Source organism: Rhodanobacter sp. C06 (genome assembly GCF_002001105.1).
Classification (GTDB): Bacteria; Pseudomonadota; Gammaproteobacteria; order Xanthomonadales; family Rhodanobacteraceae; genus Rhodanobacter_A.
In genome coordinates this window covers 14,887-33,699 of the sequence record NZ_MUNP01000058.1, presented here as the reverse complement: position 1 = coordinate 33,699, position 18,813 = coordinate 14,887, and the positions used below count along the sequence as shown (strand labels likewise).

The 18,813-nt window shown below is 68.9% G+C and carries 9 protein-coding genes and 1 riboswitch; all 9 genes read right to left on the bottom strand.

The genetic code is table 11. The features are described 5' to 3' along the window. Positions 1-141: 141 nt before the first annotated feature. Positions 142-1,644: a pitrilysin family protein gene (locus B0E52_RS11770; RefSeq protein ID WP_077484029.1), complete on the bottom strand. Its 1,503-nt coding sequence runs from the start codon at positions 1,642-1,644 to the stop codon at positions 142-144. Next, positions 1,641-3,020, bottom strand: a complete 1,380-nt coding sequence (locus B0E52_RS11765; protein WP_077484028.1) for a pitrilysin family protein — start codon at positions 3,018-3,020, stop codon at positions 1,641-1,643. The genes B0E52_RS11770 and B0E52_RS11765 overlap by 4 nt, the downstream gene beginning before the upstream one ends. 172 nt (positions 3,021-3,192) lie before the next feature. Further along, on the bottom strand, positions 3,193-6,366 hold the full coding sequence (locus tag B0E52_RS11760; RefSeq protein WP_077484027.1) for an efflux RND transporter permease subunit: 3,174 nt from the start codon (positions 6,364-6,366) through the stop codon (positions 3,193-3,195). A gap of 190 nt (positions 6,367-6,556) precedes the next feature. Further along, on the bottom strand, positions 6,557-9,733 hold the full coding sequence (locus B0E52_RS11755; RefSeq protein ID WP_077484130.1) for an efflux RND transporter permease subunit: 3,177 nt from the start codon (positions 9,731-9,733) through the stop codon (positions 6,557-6,559). A 194-nt stretch (positions 9,734-9,927) separates the two neighbouring features. Continuing rightward, on the bottom strand, positions 9,928-13,089 hold the full coding sequence (locus B0E52_RS11750; protein WP_077484128.1) for an efflux RND transporter permease subunit: 3,162 nt from the start codon (positions 13,087-13,089) through the stop codon (positions 9,928-9,930). A gap of 291 nt (positions 13,090-13,380) precedes the next feature. Beyond that, on the bottom strand, positions 13,381-15,282 hold the full coding sequence (gene btuB / locus B0E52_RS11745) for a TonB-dependent vitamin B12 receptor (RefSeq protein WP_077484126.1): 1,902 nt from the start codon (positions 15,280-15,282) through the stop codon (positions 13,381-13,383). Positions 15,283-15,410: 128 nt separating this feature from the next. Continuing rightward, a riboswitch (cobalamin riboswitch) is annotated at positions 15,411-15,634 on the bottom strand. A gap of 135 nt (positions 15,635-15,769) precedes the next feature. Then, on the bottom strand, positions 15,770-16,300 hold the full coding sequence (locus B0E52_RS11740; protein ID WP_254426781.1) for a transposase: 531 nt from the start codon (positions 16,298-16,300) through the stop codon (positions 15,770-15,772). A gap of 101 nt (positions 16,301-16,401) precedes the next feature. Beyond that, a complete protein-coding gene (nagA, locus tag B0E52_RS11735) occupies positions 16,402-17,541 on the bottom strand; it encodes an N-acetylglucosamine-6-phosphate deacetylase (protein ID WP_077484025.1) in 1,140 nt (379 codons plus the stop codon). 228 nt (positions 17,542-17,769) lie between these two features. Beyond that, entirely contained in the window at positions 17,770-18,801 is a 1,032-nt protein-coding gene (locus B0E52_RS11730; protein WP_077484024.1) for an SIS domain-containing protein, read from the bottom strand. Between the last annotated feature and the right edge of the window lie 12 nt (positions 18,802-18,813).

The window sequence follows — 18,813 nt, the reverse complement described above, 5'->3', positions numbered from 1 at the left end:
CCACCCGTGGCCGCCCGGCTTAATCCTCTTGCGATCTTCCGTGATCGCGAAGATCACACGGGCGACCATCCATGGCCGCACTCTTCAAAAAAAGAAAAACCCCGGACGGAGCCGGGGTCGGAGGCAACGCGAAGCGGCGGATCAGGGTCGGACGGCGGCCGCCGGCTGCAGGCTCGGGCTGTCCAGGTCCAGCTGGCCGGCCTCCAGCAACGCGGCCTTCGGATCGGCCTTGCGCAGCGCCGGCGCGAACTGGGTGGCGTCGCCCACCACCACCACGCGGGTGTACTTCGCATCGAGATGCTTGCGCGCGTAGGCCTCGATCTGTTTCGGCGTGACCGCCTGCACCTTGGCGATGTACTGGCCGATGTCCGCCAGCGGCAGGCCGTAGACCGCGAGTTCGGCGACCTGCTCGGCGAGGCCGGCGGTGGTCTCCAGGCTGCGGCCGTAGCCGCCGACCAGGGTGGCCTTGCGCGCGGCCAGTTCCGCCGCCGGCACCTGGCCGTCGCCGAGTGCCGCGAACTGCTGCCGCATCAGTGCCACCACCTGCGGCGCGGAGGGATTCTTGGTCTGCGCCGCGGCCAGCCACAGGCCGGCGTCGGCCATCGGCTGCAGCCGGCTGCTGGCGCCATAGGACAGTCCACGCTTGATGCGGATCTCCTCGTTGAGCCGTGCCGAATAGGAACCGCCCAGCACCGCGTTGGCGACCACGCCGGTGTAGTAGCCGGCGTCCTTGCGCGGCGGCGCGGCGTGCGCGGCGACCACGCCCGCCTGGCCGGCGCCGTGCTGGTCGATCAGCAGCAGCGCGGGCAGCTTGCTGTCGGTGCTGCCCTTGGGCTTCGCCGGCAACGGTGTGGCGGGATTCTTCCAGTCGCCGAAGCTGGCCTGCGCCAACTGCGCCGCCTGTGCCGGCGTGATGTCGCCGGCGAGCACGAGGATCGCGTTGTCCGGCCGGTACAGCTCCGCATGCAGGCGTTCGACATTGGCGCGGGTGATGCGCGCAATCGAGGCCGGCGTGCCGGTGCGCGAATGGCCATAGGCGCCGTCGCCGAACACCGCGCGGCCGGCGGCCAGCGAAGCCAGCGCGATCGGCCGGCTCAGCGCGAGACGCAGGTCGTCCGCCGCCTGCGCTTGCGCACGCTTCAGCTCGTCCGGTGCGAAGTCGGGATGGCGCACCACGGTGGCCAGCAGGTCCAGCGCCTTGGGCAATTTCGGCGTGATGACGGTGATGCCCACCGCGCTCTCGTCCCAGCCCGCGGCGGCCTGCAGCGAACCGCCCAGCGCCTCGGCAGCGGCGGCGATCTGCGGCGCGCTCTTGCCGCCGGCGCCCTTGGTCAGCAGGTTCGCGGTGAGGTCGGCGAGGCCGGCCTCGTTGGCCGGGTCCATCTCGCCGCCGCTGCGCAGCACCAGTTGCGCAGTAACCAGCGGCAGCCCGGCACGGCGCACGCTGACCACGACCAGGCCGTTCGACAGGGTCTGTGCGGTCGGCACGGGCACGTTGAGCTGCGGCGCGGGGCCGGGTGCGGGTGGCGTGACTGGGAAGCCGGCGCCGGCATCCGCCGCGAACACACTGCCGGCGATGGCGCACAGGATGGCCGTAAAGACGGCCGAACGTAGCAAACCACCGGAACGATGGCGACGGATCATTTCGCGTCTCCCTGCTTGCCGGCGCTGGACTCTGGCATGTAGTCGATGGTGACGCTGCGGGCACCGGTGACGTAGTCGCGCAGCACGCGGTGCACGTCCTGTTCGGTGACCTGCTGCAGCGCGTCGAGGTCGCTGTTGGCTCGCGCGGGGCTGCCCTCGGTGAGCGTGGCCTGCCCCAGCGCGAAGGCGATGCCTTGCGCGGTCTGGCGCTGCTTCAGCTCGCTGGTCAGCAGCTGGGTCTTCACCTTGTCCAGCTCGGCCGCGGGAATCGGCTGAGTGGCGAGCCAGACGATTTCCTCGTGCAGCAGCTTCTCCGCCTCCTTCGTGGTGTGCCCGCTGGCGAGGATCGCGTAGACGGTGAACAGCCCCGGCCCGACCCGGCCATCGGCGTCGGCGCCGACCTGCTGCGCCACCTGGTGGCGGTAGACCAGCGACTGGTACAGCCGCGAGGAATCGCCCTGCGCCAGCAGCGCGGCGGCCACCTGCAGCGGGATCAGGTCCTTGGCGTCGTGCGCGGACGGGATCAGCCAGGTCACTGCCACCGCGGGCAGCGGCGCGGTCTCGCTGGTCACGGTGTAGCGTGCGTCCTTCTTGCGCTTCGGCTCTTTCGCGTCCACCTGCGGGATAGGCGTGGCCGGCTTCGGAATCCAGCCGAAGTACTGGTCGACCCAGGCGTCCAGCTGCTTGGGATCGAAGTCGCCGGCCACGATCAGGGTGGCGTTGTCGGGACGGTAGTACGTGTCGTGGAACGCGATCACGTCCTTGAGCGAGGCGGCCTCCAGGTCGGGGATGCTGCCGATCGTGGGCCGCTTGTACGGGTGCACCTGGTACGAGTATTCGTCGATCGCGTTGAACAGCTTGCCGTAGGGCTGGGCCAGCACGCTCTGGCGGTATTCCTCCTCCACCACGGCGCGCTCGGACTTGAAGTTCGCCTCGTCCACGTTGAGATTGGACAGCCGCTCGGCCTCGGCCCACAGCAGGGTCTGCAGATGGTTGCTGGGCACCACTTCGTAGTAGTTCGTGATGTCGTCGCCGGTGGAGGCGTTGTTGGCGCCGCCCACGTCCTCGGTGAGCCGGTCCATCTGCTCGGCATGCATGTGCTTGGTGCTCTTGAACATCAGGTGCTCGAACAGGTGCGCGAAGCCCGAGCGGCCCTGCGGATCATCCTTGGAGCCCACGTGGTACCACACCTGCACCGCCACGTTGGGGCTGGCATGGTCCTCCATGCTGAGCACCTGCAGGCCGTTCGGCAGCGTGCGCTCGCGGTACTGGATCGGCGGAATGCCGAGGCTCTCCGCCGCCACGACGGGCGGCGGCGACAGCGTGGCGACGCAAAAGGTGAGGCTGGCCAGCAAGGCGGCCGGGCACAGGCGCATGGGCTTGGGTCCGTTCGGCAGGAAGCCCGAACCATAGCAAGCCCCGCTGAATCGTGCCCGCGATCGTGCCCTGCGGGCGCTCCGTGTTTGCCGGATCGCAGGCGCGGCGCAGGAGCGGCCGCAGGAGCGGCTTCAGCCGCGATTCCTCCGCCAGTCGCGGCTGAAGCCGCTCCTACCCCGGCAACGCCGGCATCTGCTTGGTCACCAGCTTCTGGCGGCGGCGCTCCTCGCGCAGCGCCTTGCGCTTCGCCTTGCGCTCGCGGCGGTCGTGTTGCCACAGGTAGATCGCCGGCGTGGAGAGCAGGGTCAGCAGTTGCGACACCATCAGGCCTCCGACGATCGCGATGCCCAGCGGCTGGCGCATTTCCGAACCGATACCGAAGCCGATCGCCAGCGGCAGCGCCGCACCCATCGCCACCAGGGTGGTCATGGTGATCGGACGGAAACGCACCAGCGCGGCCTCGCGGATGGCCTCGGGCGCGGGCACGCCGCGCGTTCGCTCCGCCACCAGGGCGAAGTCGACCATCAGGATCGCGTTCTTCTTGACGATGCCGATCAGCATCAGGATCGCGATGATCGCCATCAGCGAGAGCTGCGTCTGCGTCACCAGCATGGCGAGGAAGGCACCGGCACCCGCGGCAGGCAGGGTGGAAAGAATCGTCAGCGGATGGCCAAGGCTCTCGTAGAGGATGCCGAGCACGATGTACATCGCGATGATCGAGCCGATCAGCAGCACCATGCCGTTGGACTGGGCCTGCTGCAGGCGCTGGTTGCGGCCGGTGAAATCGACCCGGACGCCGGTCGGCAGCCCGGCCGCGTAGGCCGCCTGCTCGACCAGCTTGATGCCGCGATCCTGCTGCACGCCTTCGGCGAGGTTGTAGGTGATCGTGGCCACTTCCATCTGGTTGTGATGGCGGATGCGCAACGGGCTGCTGTTGGGTGCGACGTGCGCCAGCGCGGACAGCGGGATCATCCGCCCCTGGTGGTTGCGCACGCGCAGGTTCAGCAATCCTTCCGGGCTGACGCTCTCCGCCGTACCGGCGGTGAGCACCACGGCGTACTGGTTGATGTCCGAATAGATCGTCGAGACCTGGTGCTGGCCGAACGAGTTGTACAGCGCCGTGTCCACGTCGCCCATGCCGACCTGCAGGCGGCTGGCCGCCTGGCGATCGACCATGAGCAGCTGCTGTTTGCCGACCTGGTCGAAGTTGCTGCTGACATCACGGAATTCCTTCATCGTGCGCATCCGCCGCACCATCTTCAGTGCCGACGGCTGCAGGTCGCCCCCGTTGCTGTCGATCAGCTGGAATTCGTATTGGCCGCCCTTGTCGCCACTGCCGCCACCGCCGAGGAACTGCGAGGCGCTGACCGACACTTTCACGTCGGGCAGCTTGTCGTACTTCTTCGACAGGCGCTCGATGACCTTCTTGATGTTCTCCGGCCGTTCGCCCGGGCCGCTGCCGCGCGGCTTCAGGTCGACGAACATCTGCGCCGAATTGCCCACCGCGCCGCCGGCGTCATTGCCGCCGAGCATGGTCAGCTGATCCAGCACGGCCGGGTCGGCCAGCATGATCTTCATCACCGCCCTGGTGCGCTCGGCCAGCTGTGCCGGCGAGATGTTGGCATCGGCGCTGATATCCACCTGCAGCTGTCCGGTGTCCTCTTCCGGCATGAAGGTGCCGCCGGCGGTCTTCACCACCGCCATGCCGAGCAGAACGGTGACGACCAGCAGGGTCAGCGGCTGCCAGCGCATGATCCGCCGGTGCCGCATCGCCCAGTCCAGTGCGCGTTCGTAGACGCGCAGCATGCCGCGGTCGAAGCGCTCGACCGCGCGCTCCAGCCGGCCCGGCGGTTTCCGGTCCACCGGCTCGTGCTTGAGCAGGTGGGCGCACAGCGCCGGGGTCAGCGTGAGCGAGACCAGCGCCGAGATCACCACCGCCGCGGTCAGCGTCACCGAGAACTCGCGCAGCAGCATGATCAGCATGTTGTTGCCCAGCAGCAGCGGCGCGAATACCGCCACCAGCGACAGCGTGATCGAGATCACCGTGAAACCGATCTCGCCCACGCCGGTGAGCGCCGCCTGCATCGGCGACATGCCGCGCTCCATGTGGCGCACGATGTTCTCGATCACCACGATCGCATCGTCCACCACGAAACCGATGCACAGCACCAGCGCCACCAGCGACAAGGTGTTGAGCGTGTAGCCGAGCGCCCACATCACCACGAACGCGCCGGCCAGCGACAGCGGCACGCTCAGCGTGGCGATCATGGTCGGGCGCAGCCGGCGCAGGAACACCAGCATCACCAGCACCACCATCGCGATCGAGATCAGCAGCGCCACCTTCACTTCGTGCAGCGCCGACTTGGTGGTCTGGGTCAGGTCGAACACCGGCGTGAGGGTGATGTTGGAGGGCAGCGACGCGCGCAGTTGCGGCAACCGGGCGCGGATCGCCTCCACCGTCGCCACCGCATTGGCTTCCGGCCGCTTGGTGATCTGCAGGCCCACCGTATGCTGGTCGTTGAACCATGCCCCCTGGTATTCGTCCTGCTCGCCGCCGTAGACCCGGGCCACATCGGACAGGCGTACCGGGACGCCGTTCCTCACCGCGATCAACAGGTGGGCGAAATCAGCCGGCTGGCGCAAGCCGTCGTTGGCAGTCACCGTCATTTGCGTGCGGCCGTCGCTCAGCGTGCCCTGCGGCGAGGTGACATTGGCCGCACGCAGCGCGTTGGCGACATCGTTCGAAGTGAGTCCCTTCGCCGCCAGCGCGTTGTTGTCCAGTTCGATGCGCACCGCATGCGGCGTGCCGCCGAACACCTGCACCTGTGCCACACCGTCGATTTGCGCCACCGCCGGCTTGAGCAGCGTATCGGCGAGGTCGTACAGCCCGTCCCGGGGCAATCCGGTCGAGGTCAACGTGATGAACACGATCGGGATCTGCGAGGTGTCGAACTTGAAGAACTGCGGCGGCGTCGGCATGCCCGGCGGCAGGTCGATCGCGGCCGCGTTGAGCGCCGCCTGCACGTCGCGTGCCGCGCTGTCCGCGGTGCGCGAGAAGTTGAAGCGCACGCTCACCGATGCGGCACCCTCGGTGGCATTGCCGTACATGTCGTCGATGCCGGGAATCTGGCCCAGATGGCGTTCCAGCGGTGCCAGCACCGTGTTGGCCATGGTTTGCGCACTGGCACCCGGCTGGTTGGCCACCACGTAGACGCCTGGAAAATCCAGCGACGGCAACGCCGCCACGCCCAGCAGCAGATAAGCCCAGGTGCCGGCCAGCGCCAGCCCGATGGCCAGCAGGGTAGTGCCGACGGGCCGGCGAATCATGGGAGCGAAGACGTTCACGCGGCCTCCGTGGCACGCATGCGTGTCGAGAGCACATACGCGACCGCCAGCGGCATGGAACGGTTCCCGGTCATGCGCTCTTTATGCTCGGCTTCGCGTGTCTGCGTATGTGCCTGAAGGCGGCCCCTGCCGAAAGACAGGGGCCGAACGGCAGCGCCGCTGCCGCCCGGGGTCCGCGGCCCGGCGCAGCCTATTTCGGCAGCGCCGGCACCTGCTGCGCCAGCACGCGCTGGCGGCGGATCTCCTCGCGCAGCAGCTTGCGCTTCGCCTTGCGCTCGCGGCGGTCGTGCTGCCACAGGTAGATCGCCGGCGTCGAGAGCAGGGTCAGGAGCTGCGACACGAACAGGCCGCCCAGGATCGCGATGCCCAGCGGCTGGCGCATCTCCGAGCCCACGCCGAAGCCGATCGCCAGCGGCAACGCCGCGCCCATCGCCACCAGGGTGGTCATGGTGATCGGGCGGAAGCGCACCAGCGCCGCCTCGCGGATCGCCGCGGGCGGATCCATGCCGTGCTCGCGCTCGGCGACCAGGGCGAAATCCACCATCAGGATCGCGTTCTTCTTCACGATGCCGATCAGCATCAGCACCGCGATCACGCTCATCACGGTGAGCTGGGTATGCGTGAGCAGCATCGCCAGGAACGCGCCCATGCCCGCGGCGGGCAGGGTGGAGATGATCGTCAACGGATGGATCAGGCTCTCGTACAGGATGCCCAGCACCACGTACATCGCGCCGATCACCGCGAGCAGCAGCAGCAGCGAGTTGACCAGCGCATCGAGCATGTCCTTGTTCTGGCCGGTGTACTTCTTCTGCACGCCGTCCGGCAGGTGCGCGGCGTAGATCGCCTGGTCCACCAGCTTCAAGGCCTCGATCTGGTTGACGCCCTTGGCGAGGTTGTAGCTGACCGCCGAGGACTCGATCTGGTCGAAATGCTGGATGGAGATCGGCGCGATGTGCGGCCGGATGCGCGCCACCGCCGCGAGCGGGATCATCTTGCCCTGCGTGTTGCGCACATAGGTGTTGAGCAGGGCGTCCGGGCTCAGCGTGTCGGCCTTGTTCGAGGTGAGGATCACCTGGTACTGGTTGATGTCCGAGTAGATCACCGACACCGGCGTCTGGCCGAACGCGTCGTTCAGCGCGTCGTCGACCTGGCTCATGCCCAGGTGCAGCCGCGCCGCCGCGGCGCGGTCCACTTCCAGCATCTGCTGCTTGCCGATGCTGTCGAAGCTGGTGGTGACGTCGCGGAACTGCTTCATGCCGCGCATCACCCGCGCCACGTCCAGCGTGGGTTGCTGCAGCGACGTGCCGGTGGTGCTGGTGAGCTGGAACGAGAACATCGGCCCGCTGCTGCTGCCGCCCCCGCCGCCGCCGAGGAACTGCACCGGGGTCAGCGACACGGTCAGGTCGGGCAGGTCCTTGAACTGCTTGGTGAGACGCTCGACGACCTGCTGCGCGGTGTCGCCGCGGTCACCGGGCTTGTCGCCGCGCGGCTTCAGGTCGATGAACAGGGTGGAGTGGTTGCCCACGCCGCCGGCGTTGTTGTTGCCGCCGAGGATGGTGGTGATGTCGAGCACGTCCTTGTCGGCCTGGATCGCCGCGGTCACGTCCTGGGTGCGCTTGGCCATCAAGGTGGGCGAGATGTTCGCGTCCGCGCCGAGCTGCGCCTGCAGCAGGCCGATGTCCTCCTTCGGCATCAGGCCGCCGCCGGCGGTCATGCCCACCAGCACCGCCAGCAGCACGGTGAGCACCAGCAGGATCGGCGGCTGCCAGCGCATCAGCCGGCGGTGGTGCATGGACCAATCGAGTCCACGTTCGTAGATGCGCAGCATCCAGCGGTCGAAGCGCTCGGCCCAGCGCTCCAGCCGCCCCGGCGTGCGCGCGGCCGCCACGTCGTCGTGCGCCAGCCAGCTGCCGCACAGCGCCGGCGTAAGCGTCAGCGAGACCAGCGCCGAGATCACGATCGTCGCGATCAGGGTCACCGAGAACTCGCGCATCAGCAAGGTGAACATGTTGTTGCCGAACACCATCGGCCCGAACACCGCGATCAGCGACAGCGTGATCGAGATCACCGTGAAACCGATCTCGCGCACGCCGGTCAGCGCCGCCTGCAACGCCGGTTTGCCCTGCTCCATGTGGCGCACGATGTTCTCGATCACCACGATCGCGTCGTCCACCACGAAACCCACGCACAGCACCAGCGCCACCAGCGACAGGATGTTGAGCGTGAAGCCCATCGCCCACATCAGCACGAACGCACCGGCCAGCGACAGCGGGATGCTGAACATCGCGATCACGGTGGGCCGCACGCGGCGAAGGAACACCAGCATCACCAGCGCCACCATCACCACGCCCATCATGAGCGCCACTTCCACCTCGTGCAGCGCCGACTTGGTGGTGCCGGTGAGGTCGAACACCGGATGGATCTGCACGTCGGCCGGCAGCAGGCCGCGCAGCTCGGGCAGGCGGGCGAGGATCGCCTGCACGGTGGCCACCGAATTCGCGTCCGCCCGCTTGTTGATCTGCATCAGCACGGCGCGCTCGCCGTTGAACCAGGCCGCGGCGTACTTGTCCTCCTGCCCGCCGGTGACGGTGGCCACGTCGGACAGGCGGATCGGCACGCCGTTGTGGCTGGCGATCACCAGGCCGGCGAAATCCTGCACGGTGTGCAACGCGTCGTTCGCGGTCACCGTCATCTGGGTGCTGCCGTTGCCGAGCGCGCCCTGCGGCGAGGTGACGTTGGCCGCGCGCAGCGCGTTCGCCACGTCGTTCGCGGTGATCCCGGCATGCGCCAGCGCGGCGCTGTTCAGCGCCACGCGCACCGCGTGCGGCGTGCCGCCGCCCACGCCCACCTGGGCCACGCCGGGGATCTGCGCCACCGCCGGTTTCAGCAGCGTGTCGGTGAGGTCGTAGAGCTTGTCCGGCGGCAGGCTGGTCGAGGTCAGCGTGACCAGCAGGATGGGGATCTGCGAGGTGTCGAACTTGAAATACTGCGGCGGCAGCATGCCGGTGGGCAGGTCCGGCTGGGCCGCGTTGATCGCCTGCTGCACGTCGCGCGCCGCCTGGTCCGCGCTGCGGCTCATGTCGAACATGATCTGGATCTGCGCCGAACCCTCGCTGGCGTTGCCGAACATCATCTTGACGCCGGGTATGCGCCCCAGATGCCGCTCCAGCGGCGACAGCACGGTATTGGCCATCACCTGCGCGCTGGCGCCGGGTACCGCCGCCTGCACGCCCACGCCGGGAAACTCGATCGAGGGCAACGCCGCCACGCCCAGCAGCAGGTAGGCGCAGAAGCCGGCGATGGCCAGGCCGATCGCCAGCAGCGCGGTGCCGACAGGCCGGCGAATCATGGGGGCGAAGATGTTCACGTGTCCTCCGTGGCGCGCAAGCATAGCGGGAGAACGCGCGCGGCCAAGGGCGGCATGGAACGGTCCCCGATCAGGTGCCCTTTATGCACGATCCGGCGAGTCGACGTATGTGCCTGAAGGCGGCCCCCTGTCGAAAGGCAGGGGCTCGCAGGCGGGGCAGACTGCGCCCACGCCCGGGTCGCAGCTCGCGGCGACTACTTCGGCAGTGCCGGCACCTGGCGCGCCAGCAAGCGCTGGCGACGGATCTCGCTGCGCCTCGCCTTGCGCTCGCGGCGGTCGTGCTGCCACAGGTAGATCGCCGGCGTCGAGAGCAGGGTCAGGAGCTGCGACACGAACAGGCCGCCCAGGATCGCGATGCCCAGCGGCTGGCGCATCTCCGAACCCGCACCGAAACCCACCGCCAGCGGCAACGCCGCGCCCATCGCGACCAGGGTGGTCATGGTGATCGGGCGGAAGCGCACCAGCGCCGCCTCGCGGATCGCCGCGGGCGGATCCATGCCGTGCTCGCGCTCGGCGACCAGGGCAAAGTCCACCATCAGGATCGCGTTCTTCTTCACGATGCCGATCAGCATCAGCACCGCGATCACCGACATCGTGGTGAGCTGGGTATGCGTGAGCAGCATCGCCAGGAACGCGCCCATGCCCGCGGCGGGCAGCGTGGAGATGATGGTCAGCGGGTGGATCAGGCTCTCGTACAGGATGCCCAGCACCACGTACATCGCGCCGATCACCGCGAGCAGCAGCAACAGCGCGTTGCTCAGCGCATCGAGCAGATCCTGGTTCTCGCCGGTGTACTGCTTCTGCACGCCGGCCGGCAGGTGGGCGGCGAAGATCGCCTGGCTCACCCGCTGCAGTCCTTCGGCCTGGGTCACGTCCTTGGCGAGGTTGTAGCTGATCGAGGACGACTCCACCTGGTCGTAGTGGTCGACGCTGACCGGCGCGATGTTCGGCCGGATCTGCGCCACCGCCGACAGCGGAATCATCTTGCCCTGCGCGTTGCGCACGTAAGTGTTGAGCAAGGTGTCGGGGCTAAGCGTATCGGCGCGGTCGGAGGTGAGCACCACGTAGTACTGGTTGATGTCCGAGTAGATTGTCGACACCGGCGTCTGCCCGAACGACTTGTTCAGCGCGTCGTCAATCGCGCCCATGCTGATCTGCAACCGCGCCGCCGCGGCGCGGTCGACGTCCAGCATCTGCTGCTTGCCGATGCTGTCGAAGCTGGTGGTGACGTCGCGGAACTGCTTCATGCCACGCATCACCTTGGCCAGCCCCAGCGTGGGCTGCTGCAGCGACGCGCCGCTGGTGCTGACCAGGTTGAAGCTGTACTGGCCCTGGCCCTGGCCGCCGCCACCCATGTTGATGAACTGCACCGTGGTCAGCGTCACGTCGAGGTCGGCCAGCGGCTTGAACTGCTTGTTCAGCCGGTCCACCACCTGCTGCGCGCCGTCGCGGCGCTCGCCCGGCCCGTCGCCGAGCGGCTTCAGGTCGATGAACATGCGCGACTCATTGCTGCTCGCACCGTTGTTGCCGCTGCCGTAGAACGCGGTCACGTCGAGCACGGCCGGGTCGGCATGGATCCGGTCCACGATCTCCCGCGTGCGCTGCATCATCAAGGTAGGCGAGATGTTCGCGTCGGCGGTGATGTGCGCGCGGATCAACCCGGTGTCCTCCTTCGGCATGATGCCGCCACCCGCGGTCATGCCCACCAGCACCGCCAGCACGATCGTCAGCACCAGCAGGATCGGCGGCTGCCAGCGCATCAACCGGCGGTGGTGCATGGACCAATCGAGTCCACGTTCGTAGATGCGCAGCATCCAGCGGTCGAAGCGTTCGGCCCAGCGCTCCAGCCGCCCCGGCGTGCGCGCGGCCGCCACGTCGTCGTGCGCCAGCCAGCTGCCGCACAGCGCCGGCGTAAGCGTCAGCGAGACCAGCGCCGAGATCACGATCGTCGCGATCAGGGTCACCGAAAACTCGCGCATCAGCATCGTGAACGTGTTGTTGCCGAACACCATCGGCCCGAACACCGCGATCAGCGACAGCGTGATCGAGATCACCGTGAAACCGATCTCGCGCACGCCGGTCAGCGCCGCCTGCAGCGCCGGCTTGCCCTGCTCCATGTGGCGCACGATGTTCTCGATCACCACGATCGCGTCGTCCACCACGAAACCCACGCACAGCACCAGCGCCACCAGCGAGAAGATGTTGAGCGTGAAACCCAGCATCCACATCACCACCAGCGCGCCGGCCAGCGACAGCGGGATGCTGAACATCGCGATCACGGTAGGCCGCGCGCGACGCAGGAACACCAGCATCACCAGCGCCACCATCACGATGCCCATCAGCAGCGCCACTTCCACCTCGTGCAGCGCCGACATCGTGGTGGGCGTGAGGTCGAAGATCGGGGTGATCCTCACGTCGGCGGGCAGCAGGCTGCGCAGCTCGGGCAGGCGCACGCGGATCGCGTCCACCGTGGCCACGGCGTTCGCATCGGCGCGCTTGGTGATGCGCAGCACCACCGCGCGATGCTGGTTGAACCAGGCCGCGGTGTACCGGTTCTGCTGGCCGCTGCTGACCGTGGCCACGTCGGACAGCCGGATCGGCACGCCCTTGCGGCTGGCGATCACCAGGTCGGCGAAATCCTGGGTGCTGTGCAGCGAGTCGTTCGCGGTCACCGTCAGCTGGGTGGCGCCGTTGCCGATCACGCCCTGCGGCGAGGTGACGTTGGCCGCGCGCAGCGCGTTCGCCACGTCGTTCGCGGTGATCCCGGCATGCGCCAGCGCGGCGCTGTTCAGCGCCACCCGCACCGCATGCGGCGTGCCGCCACCCACATCCACCTGCGCCACGCCGGGGATCTGCGCCACCGCGGGCTTGAGCACCGTATCGGTGAGGTCGTAGAGCTTGTCCGGCGGCAGGCTGCTCGACGTCAGCGCCACCAGCAGGATCGGGATCTGTGTGCTGTTCGCCTTGAAGTAGCTCGGCGGGCTCGGCATGTCGTTGGGCAGATCCGGGATCGCCGCATTGATCGCCGCCTGCACGTCGTGCGCTACCTGGTCCGGGTTGCGGCCGAAGTCGAGCTGCAGGCCGATCTGCGCGCCGCCCTCGGTGGCGGTCGAAGTGATGTGCTGCACGCCCGGGATACGCCCCAGATGCCGCTCCAGCGGCGCCACCACGGAGGTGGCCATCACCTGCGCGCTGGCGCCGGGCAGCTGCGCGTTCACGCCCATGAACGGGAATTCCATCGACGGGAACGCCGCCACGCCCAGCAACAGGTAGGCCCACGCGCCGGCCAGCGCCAGCCCGCAGGCCAACAGCACGGTGCCGATGGGTCGGCGAATCATGGGCGCAAAAATGTTCACGTGTCCTCCGTGGCGCGCCAGCATAGTGGGAGAACGCGCGCGGCAGTCGGCAACCTGAAACGGCTTCCGATCATGCGCCCCTTATGCCGTGGACGGGGGCCACCGCGTATGTGCCTGAAGGCGGCCCCTGTCGAAAGACAGGGGTGAACGTCCCTGTTCGTGTCTCCCCCCCCGTCCCTGCACGACATCGGTGGCATGCTCCGATGCCCACCGTGTCAGCACGCGCGACAGGGGCGCGTGCTTCCTGCGACGACCGGCCTTCCGTGGCCCATCGCGTTCACCGTCCCGCGCTCAGCGCGCGGCGGGGCTGTAGCGCAGCGTCAGCGACCAGGTGCGACCAGGCTGGTTGTAGTACCAGACCGTCTCGTAGCGGTGGTCGAACGCGTTGGCGAGGCGGCCCTCGACCTGCCAGCCCGGCGCGAACTGCCAGCTCGCGCGCAGCGCCAGCGTGCTGTAGCCGCCCAGCGGATGCAGGTTCGCCACGTCGTCGTAGCTGCGGCCGGCCGCGTACCAGGTGCCGCCCACGCCGAACGCGCCGAAGCGGCGGTCGAGGTCGATGCGCGCGGTGCGCTCGGGGCGACGCGGCAGCACGTTGCCGTTGGCGGCGCCGCCGTCGTCGTTCTTCGGCTGCTGCAGCGTGAGGTAGCCCTGCAACTGCCAGCCGGCCACGGTGGCGCCGAGCTGGCCTTCCACGCCGCGGATGCGCGCGCGGCTGAGGTTGAACGGCACGTAGTTCTGCGCCGGGTCGAGCACGATCATCTGGTTGATGCGCGTCTCGTAGGCGTTCACCGCCCAGTGCCAGGCGTCCAGTTGCTGCTGCAGGCCCAGCTCGGTGCTGTGCGAGGCTTCCGGCCGCAGCTGCGGGTTGGCCGACGGCGTGCCGAAGAACGGCGGGAAGTACAGGTCGTTGAAGGTCGGCGCGTGGAACGCGGTGCCATAGCTGGCGCTGAGGCGCAGGCCGTGGTCGAACGCGTAGCCCCAAGCCAGTGCGCCGGTGTCGTGGTTGCCGAACTGGCTGTTGTGGTCGCGGCGCACCGAGGCCTGCAGCTCGTTGCGGCCGAACGTGCCCTGGTACTGGGCGAAGCCGCCGGTATCGGTGCGGTGCGTGGTGAGGTAGGCGGTGTTGCTGTCCACTTGCTCCTGCTGCCAGTCCACGCCCACGGTCAGCAGCTGGTTCGCGGCCAGCGCGAGATCGTTCTGCCACGAGGCCTGGTTGCGTCGCGAGTCGGAGAAACCGGTCTGCTGCAGCGGGTAGTACGTGCCGAGGTAGGTACCCTGGTAATACGTGGTGGAAAGGTCCTTGCTCTGCCCCGCGTTCAGCGTGACCTTCCACGCCTCCAGCGGCGAGAAGCTCAGCCGCGCACCAGCCACGCGCTGCTCGTCGACCGCGCGGTTGCTGCCGAACGGGCTGCCCGCGTATTCCACGAAGCTCTTGCTGCGCAGCCAGTCGCCGGCCAGCTCGGTGCCGTTGTCCCAGCGGTAGCCGGCGTTGAGCGCACCGTTCCAGTCGCGGAACGCGTCGTTGCGCGGATCGTCCACGAAGCAGCCGGCGAACACCTCGCCCGCGCCCAAACGGCAGGCCGGGAAGCCGCTGGTGTACTGGCCGCCGAGGCTGGCGTTGTACCAGGCGTGCGCGTCGCCGCCGGACAGCCCGACGGTCGCACCGGCGAGGCCATGACTGCCGACCGTGGTGCTGAACGAAGGCTCGGTGCCCCCGTTCGGCTGGCCGTGGCGGGTGAAGATCTGGATCACGCCGCCGATCGCGTCGGAGCCGTACAGGCTGGAACGCGGGCCCCGCACGATCTCGATGCGCTCGATCTGCTCCACCGGGATCTGCTCCAGCCGGGCGAAGCCGGCGGTGGCCGAGCCCACGCGGATGCCGTCGATCAGCACCAGGGTGTGGGTGGAATTGGTGCCGCGCAGGAACAGCGTGCCGAGCTGGCCGAGGCCGCCGCTCTGCGCGAAGCTGATGCCCGGCAGGCCGGTGAGCAGGTCCGCCACCGACAGCGGCTGCAGGCGCTCGATGTCGGCGCGGGTGATCACGGTGACCGAGGACAGCGCATCGTCGGCGGTGATCGGCGTGCGGGTGGCGGTGACGACCACCGGCGCCAGCGCGCTGGCGTCGTTCTGGTCGGCGGCGTAGGCGGTGGGGAGGCAGCACAGCAGCGCCGCGGCCAGCAGGGTCTTCTTCACGTCTCGTTCCTCGGCCGCGCACACCGCACGGCGCATGGTGTTCCATGGACCGGCAGGCGGATCGGAAGAGGCAGGAGCAGGCAGGCACGGCAAGCGCCGGACGCGTCTGTCCAGCCTCGCCCACCGCGAGCCAGCAGTCATGTCCGGGCCGGTCTCCGGGCTTGCGAGCGACGATGCTTCGACCGTCTGGCGCGGCGCCTTCCCGTGTCGTTCGACACAGTGGCGGATGGCCGCGCCTGTACTCGTTTACCGTTGCGGGGGCAGCGCCGGAATGGTGGACGAACCACGCACCGGCTTCCCGTTTCATCCCTCCGGCGAACGCCTTCGGGACACCTGAACAGGCGAAGTCTAGCTTTGGGTGGCCATGCGCGGCAACGAGAGCGTTTGTCGAAAACGTTTGCCGGATTGAAACCCCACGGCCCTCGTGGGTCGGGATTCACCCCCGACGACTCTGCTCGTGGCGCCTGATGTCGGGCTGAAGCCCGACCTACAGGGACAGCGTTTCGTCCAGCCAGATCGCCTCCCACAGCGGGTAGTCGCCGATGCGTTCGACCAGTCCGGTTCGCAAGGGGTTGGCCCCGATGTAGCGTGCCATCGTGCGCAGATCCTCCTCGCTGCGCGCCGCATGGTCGAAATAGTTCGGCTGCCATATCGCACGGCTGATGGCACGCGCCGAGCGCCCCTTCAACAGACGCACAGCGTCGGCCAGGGTGCCGGCGCGAAGCGCCATCAGCCAATGCAGGTGATCGGGCATCGCCACGTAGCACAGGGTTTCGCAGCGCCCTTCGGCTTGCAGCGCCATCAGCTCCCGCACCAACTTGCGGCCGTTGTCGAGCGCAGCGAAGTACGGCGTCCGATTCCGGGTCACGGTGGTGATGTGGTAGGCATTGCCAGGCAGCGACGCGCGCCCCTTGCGCAGATCGTTCCAGGTCATCGCGCGCGCCCGTCGGCGTGGGTCAGGATTCATCCCGACCACGGTGCCACGATGCCTGTCTGCGACATGCCGGGCAGACGCCATGGCGGTGCCGTTGTCTGGCTTGGCGTTTTGTCGGGTTTGGCGGCTGGCGTTGTCGGGCTGAGGCCCGACCTACGGATACGGCGGTGTTCGTGGGTCGGGATTTATCCCGACAAACCGCTGATCCAGGTCCGCCGCACGTTGCATCCGGCATCCATCGCGACGAGATCGGCGCGACAGCCCACCGCGATGCGGCCGTGGCTGGCGCCGAGGCCGAGGAAGTCGGCGGGATAGGTGCTGGCCATGCGCACCGCCTCGTCCAGCGGCAGGCCGAGCAGGTCGACCGTGTTGCGCACGGCGGTGGCCATGTCCAGCGCGGAGCCGGCGAGCACGCCGTTCGCGGTCTGGCAGATGCCGTCCTTCGCGATGATGGTTTCGCCGTTGAGCACGTACTCGGGGGAGTCCGCGCCCACCGGCGGCATCGCGTCGGTGACCAGCACGGTCTTGCCACGCGGCTTGGCGGCGATCGCGTTGCGCAGGCTGGTCGGGTGCACGTGGTGGCCGTCGACGATGATGCCGCACCAGCTGCCGGGATCGTCCAGCGCCGCGCCCACCACGCCGGGCTCGCGGCTGCCCAGCGGCGTCATCGCGTTGAACAGATGCGTGAAGCCGCGCACGCCCGCGGCCAGCGCGGCGCGGATGGTGGCGTGGTCGGCGGCGGTGTGGCCGGCGTTGACGATCACGCCGGCGGCGGCCAGCCGCGCGATGATCTCGTGCGGCACCTGGTCGGGCGCCAGCGTCACCAGGCGCACGCCGCGGTGCGGCGCGCAGATCATGGCGAGTTCGTCTTCACCCGGCACATGGAACCACTTCGGATCGTGCACGCCCTTGCGTGCGGGCGCCAGCCACGGACCTTCGAGGTGCACGCCGAGCAGGCCCGGCACGCCCGCGTCGAAGGCGGCGTCCACCGCGGCCAGCGCGGCGCGCATCACGTCCGTGCTGTCGCTGATCAAGGTGGGCAGGAAGCCGGTGGTGCCGAACTTCCGGTGCGCGGCGCCGATCGTGCGGATCGTCGCCACCGTGGGTGAGGCGTTGAACAACGCGCCGCCGCCGCCGTTCACCTGCACGTCGATGAAGCCGGGCACCAGCAGCGCGCCTTCGAGATCCTGCGCCGGCGCGGCGCGCACCTGCGGATGGTCGTGCGGCAGCAGCGCGGCGATGCGTTCGCCCGCGACCAGCACGGCGAGATCGTCGCGCCAGCCGTGGGCGGTGAGGACGCGGGCATGGGTGAGGGCGGTGTTCATGGAAGTGGCCTGTGTAGCCGGGTGGAACGGCGTGCTGAGTGCTGACGCAAGGCCGTGGTCGAGCCGAAGCCCTTGCCTATGTCAGGGAAAGTGCGTCACGCACTTTCCCTGACTCGCCCGGTCCTGCCTTCGGCTGGCCCGGGCTCCGCAAACCGCCCGCCATGCGGGCGGTTTGCGTGCGGCCCATCCGTGGGCCGCGAGACGGTGTGAGCGGCAGCTCGCTGCCGCTCACACCGTCTCGGTGACCTTGTTGAGGTGCGGCGGCACGTCGGGGTTGTAGCCACGACGCAGGGCCAGCGCGCTGGTCGCGCGGTAGAAGCTCTGGATGGTCAGCAGCGGCGTGCACAGCGCGGGCAGGCCGGCGGCGAGCGGCAGGAAGCCGTCACCGGTCTGGCCCGGCGCGGCCACCAGCACGTTCGCGCCGCGGCCGCGGAATTCGCGCGCCACCGCCAGCGTGCTTTCCAGCGTGTCGTCGTCCTGGGCGAAGCACAGCACCGGGAAGTCGGGACCGACCAGGGCCATCGGGCCGTGCTTCACCTCGGCGGCGCTGAACGCCTCCGCGTGCAGGCCGCAGGTTTCCTTGAATTTCAGCGCCGCCTCCAGCGCGGCGGCGAAACCGAAGCCGCGGCCCACCACGAACAGGTTGTGCGCGTCGGCGAGGCCGTCGACCAGCGCCGACCAGTCGGCGTCCCAGCCCGCACGCAGCGCACCGGGCAGCGCTTCCAGCGCGGCCGCGAGTTTCGCGTCGCCGTGCCAGCGCGCGCACAGGTGCAGGATCGCGGCCAGTGCGGCGAGGTAGCTCTTGGTGGCGGCCACGCTGCGCTCGGGGCCGGCGTGCAGCGGGATCACCGTGTCGGCGATCGCGGCCAGCGGCGAATCCTCCACGTTGACCATCGCCACCACGCGCGCGCCGGCGATCTTGGCGGCCTGCGCGTTGCGCACCAGGTCGGGGCTCTTGCCCGACTGCGAGATCGCGATGAACAGCGCGCCGTCCCACTGCTGCGGCGCCGCGTATACCGAGGTGACCGAGGGCGAGGCCGAGGCGGTGACGATGCCGAGCTGGGTCTCGAACACGTACTTCGCGTAGGCGGCGGCGTGGTCGGAACTGCCGCGCGCGCAGGTGACGATGAAGCGCGGCGGCTGCGCGCGCAGCACAGCGGCGAGTTCCGCCACCACGCGCTCGTTGGCGGCGAACTGGCGCGCCACCACGTCGGCGGATTCGTGGTCTTCGCGGAACATCAGGGTGTCGCTGGCTTGCATGGCTTTCTCGTG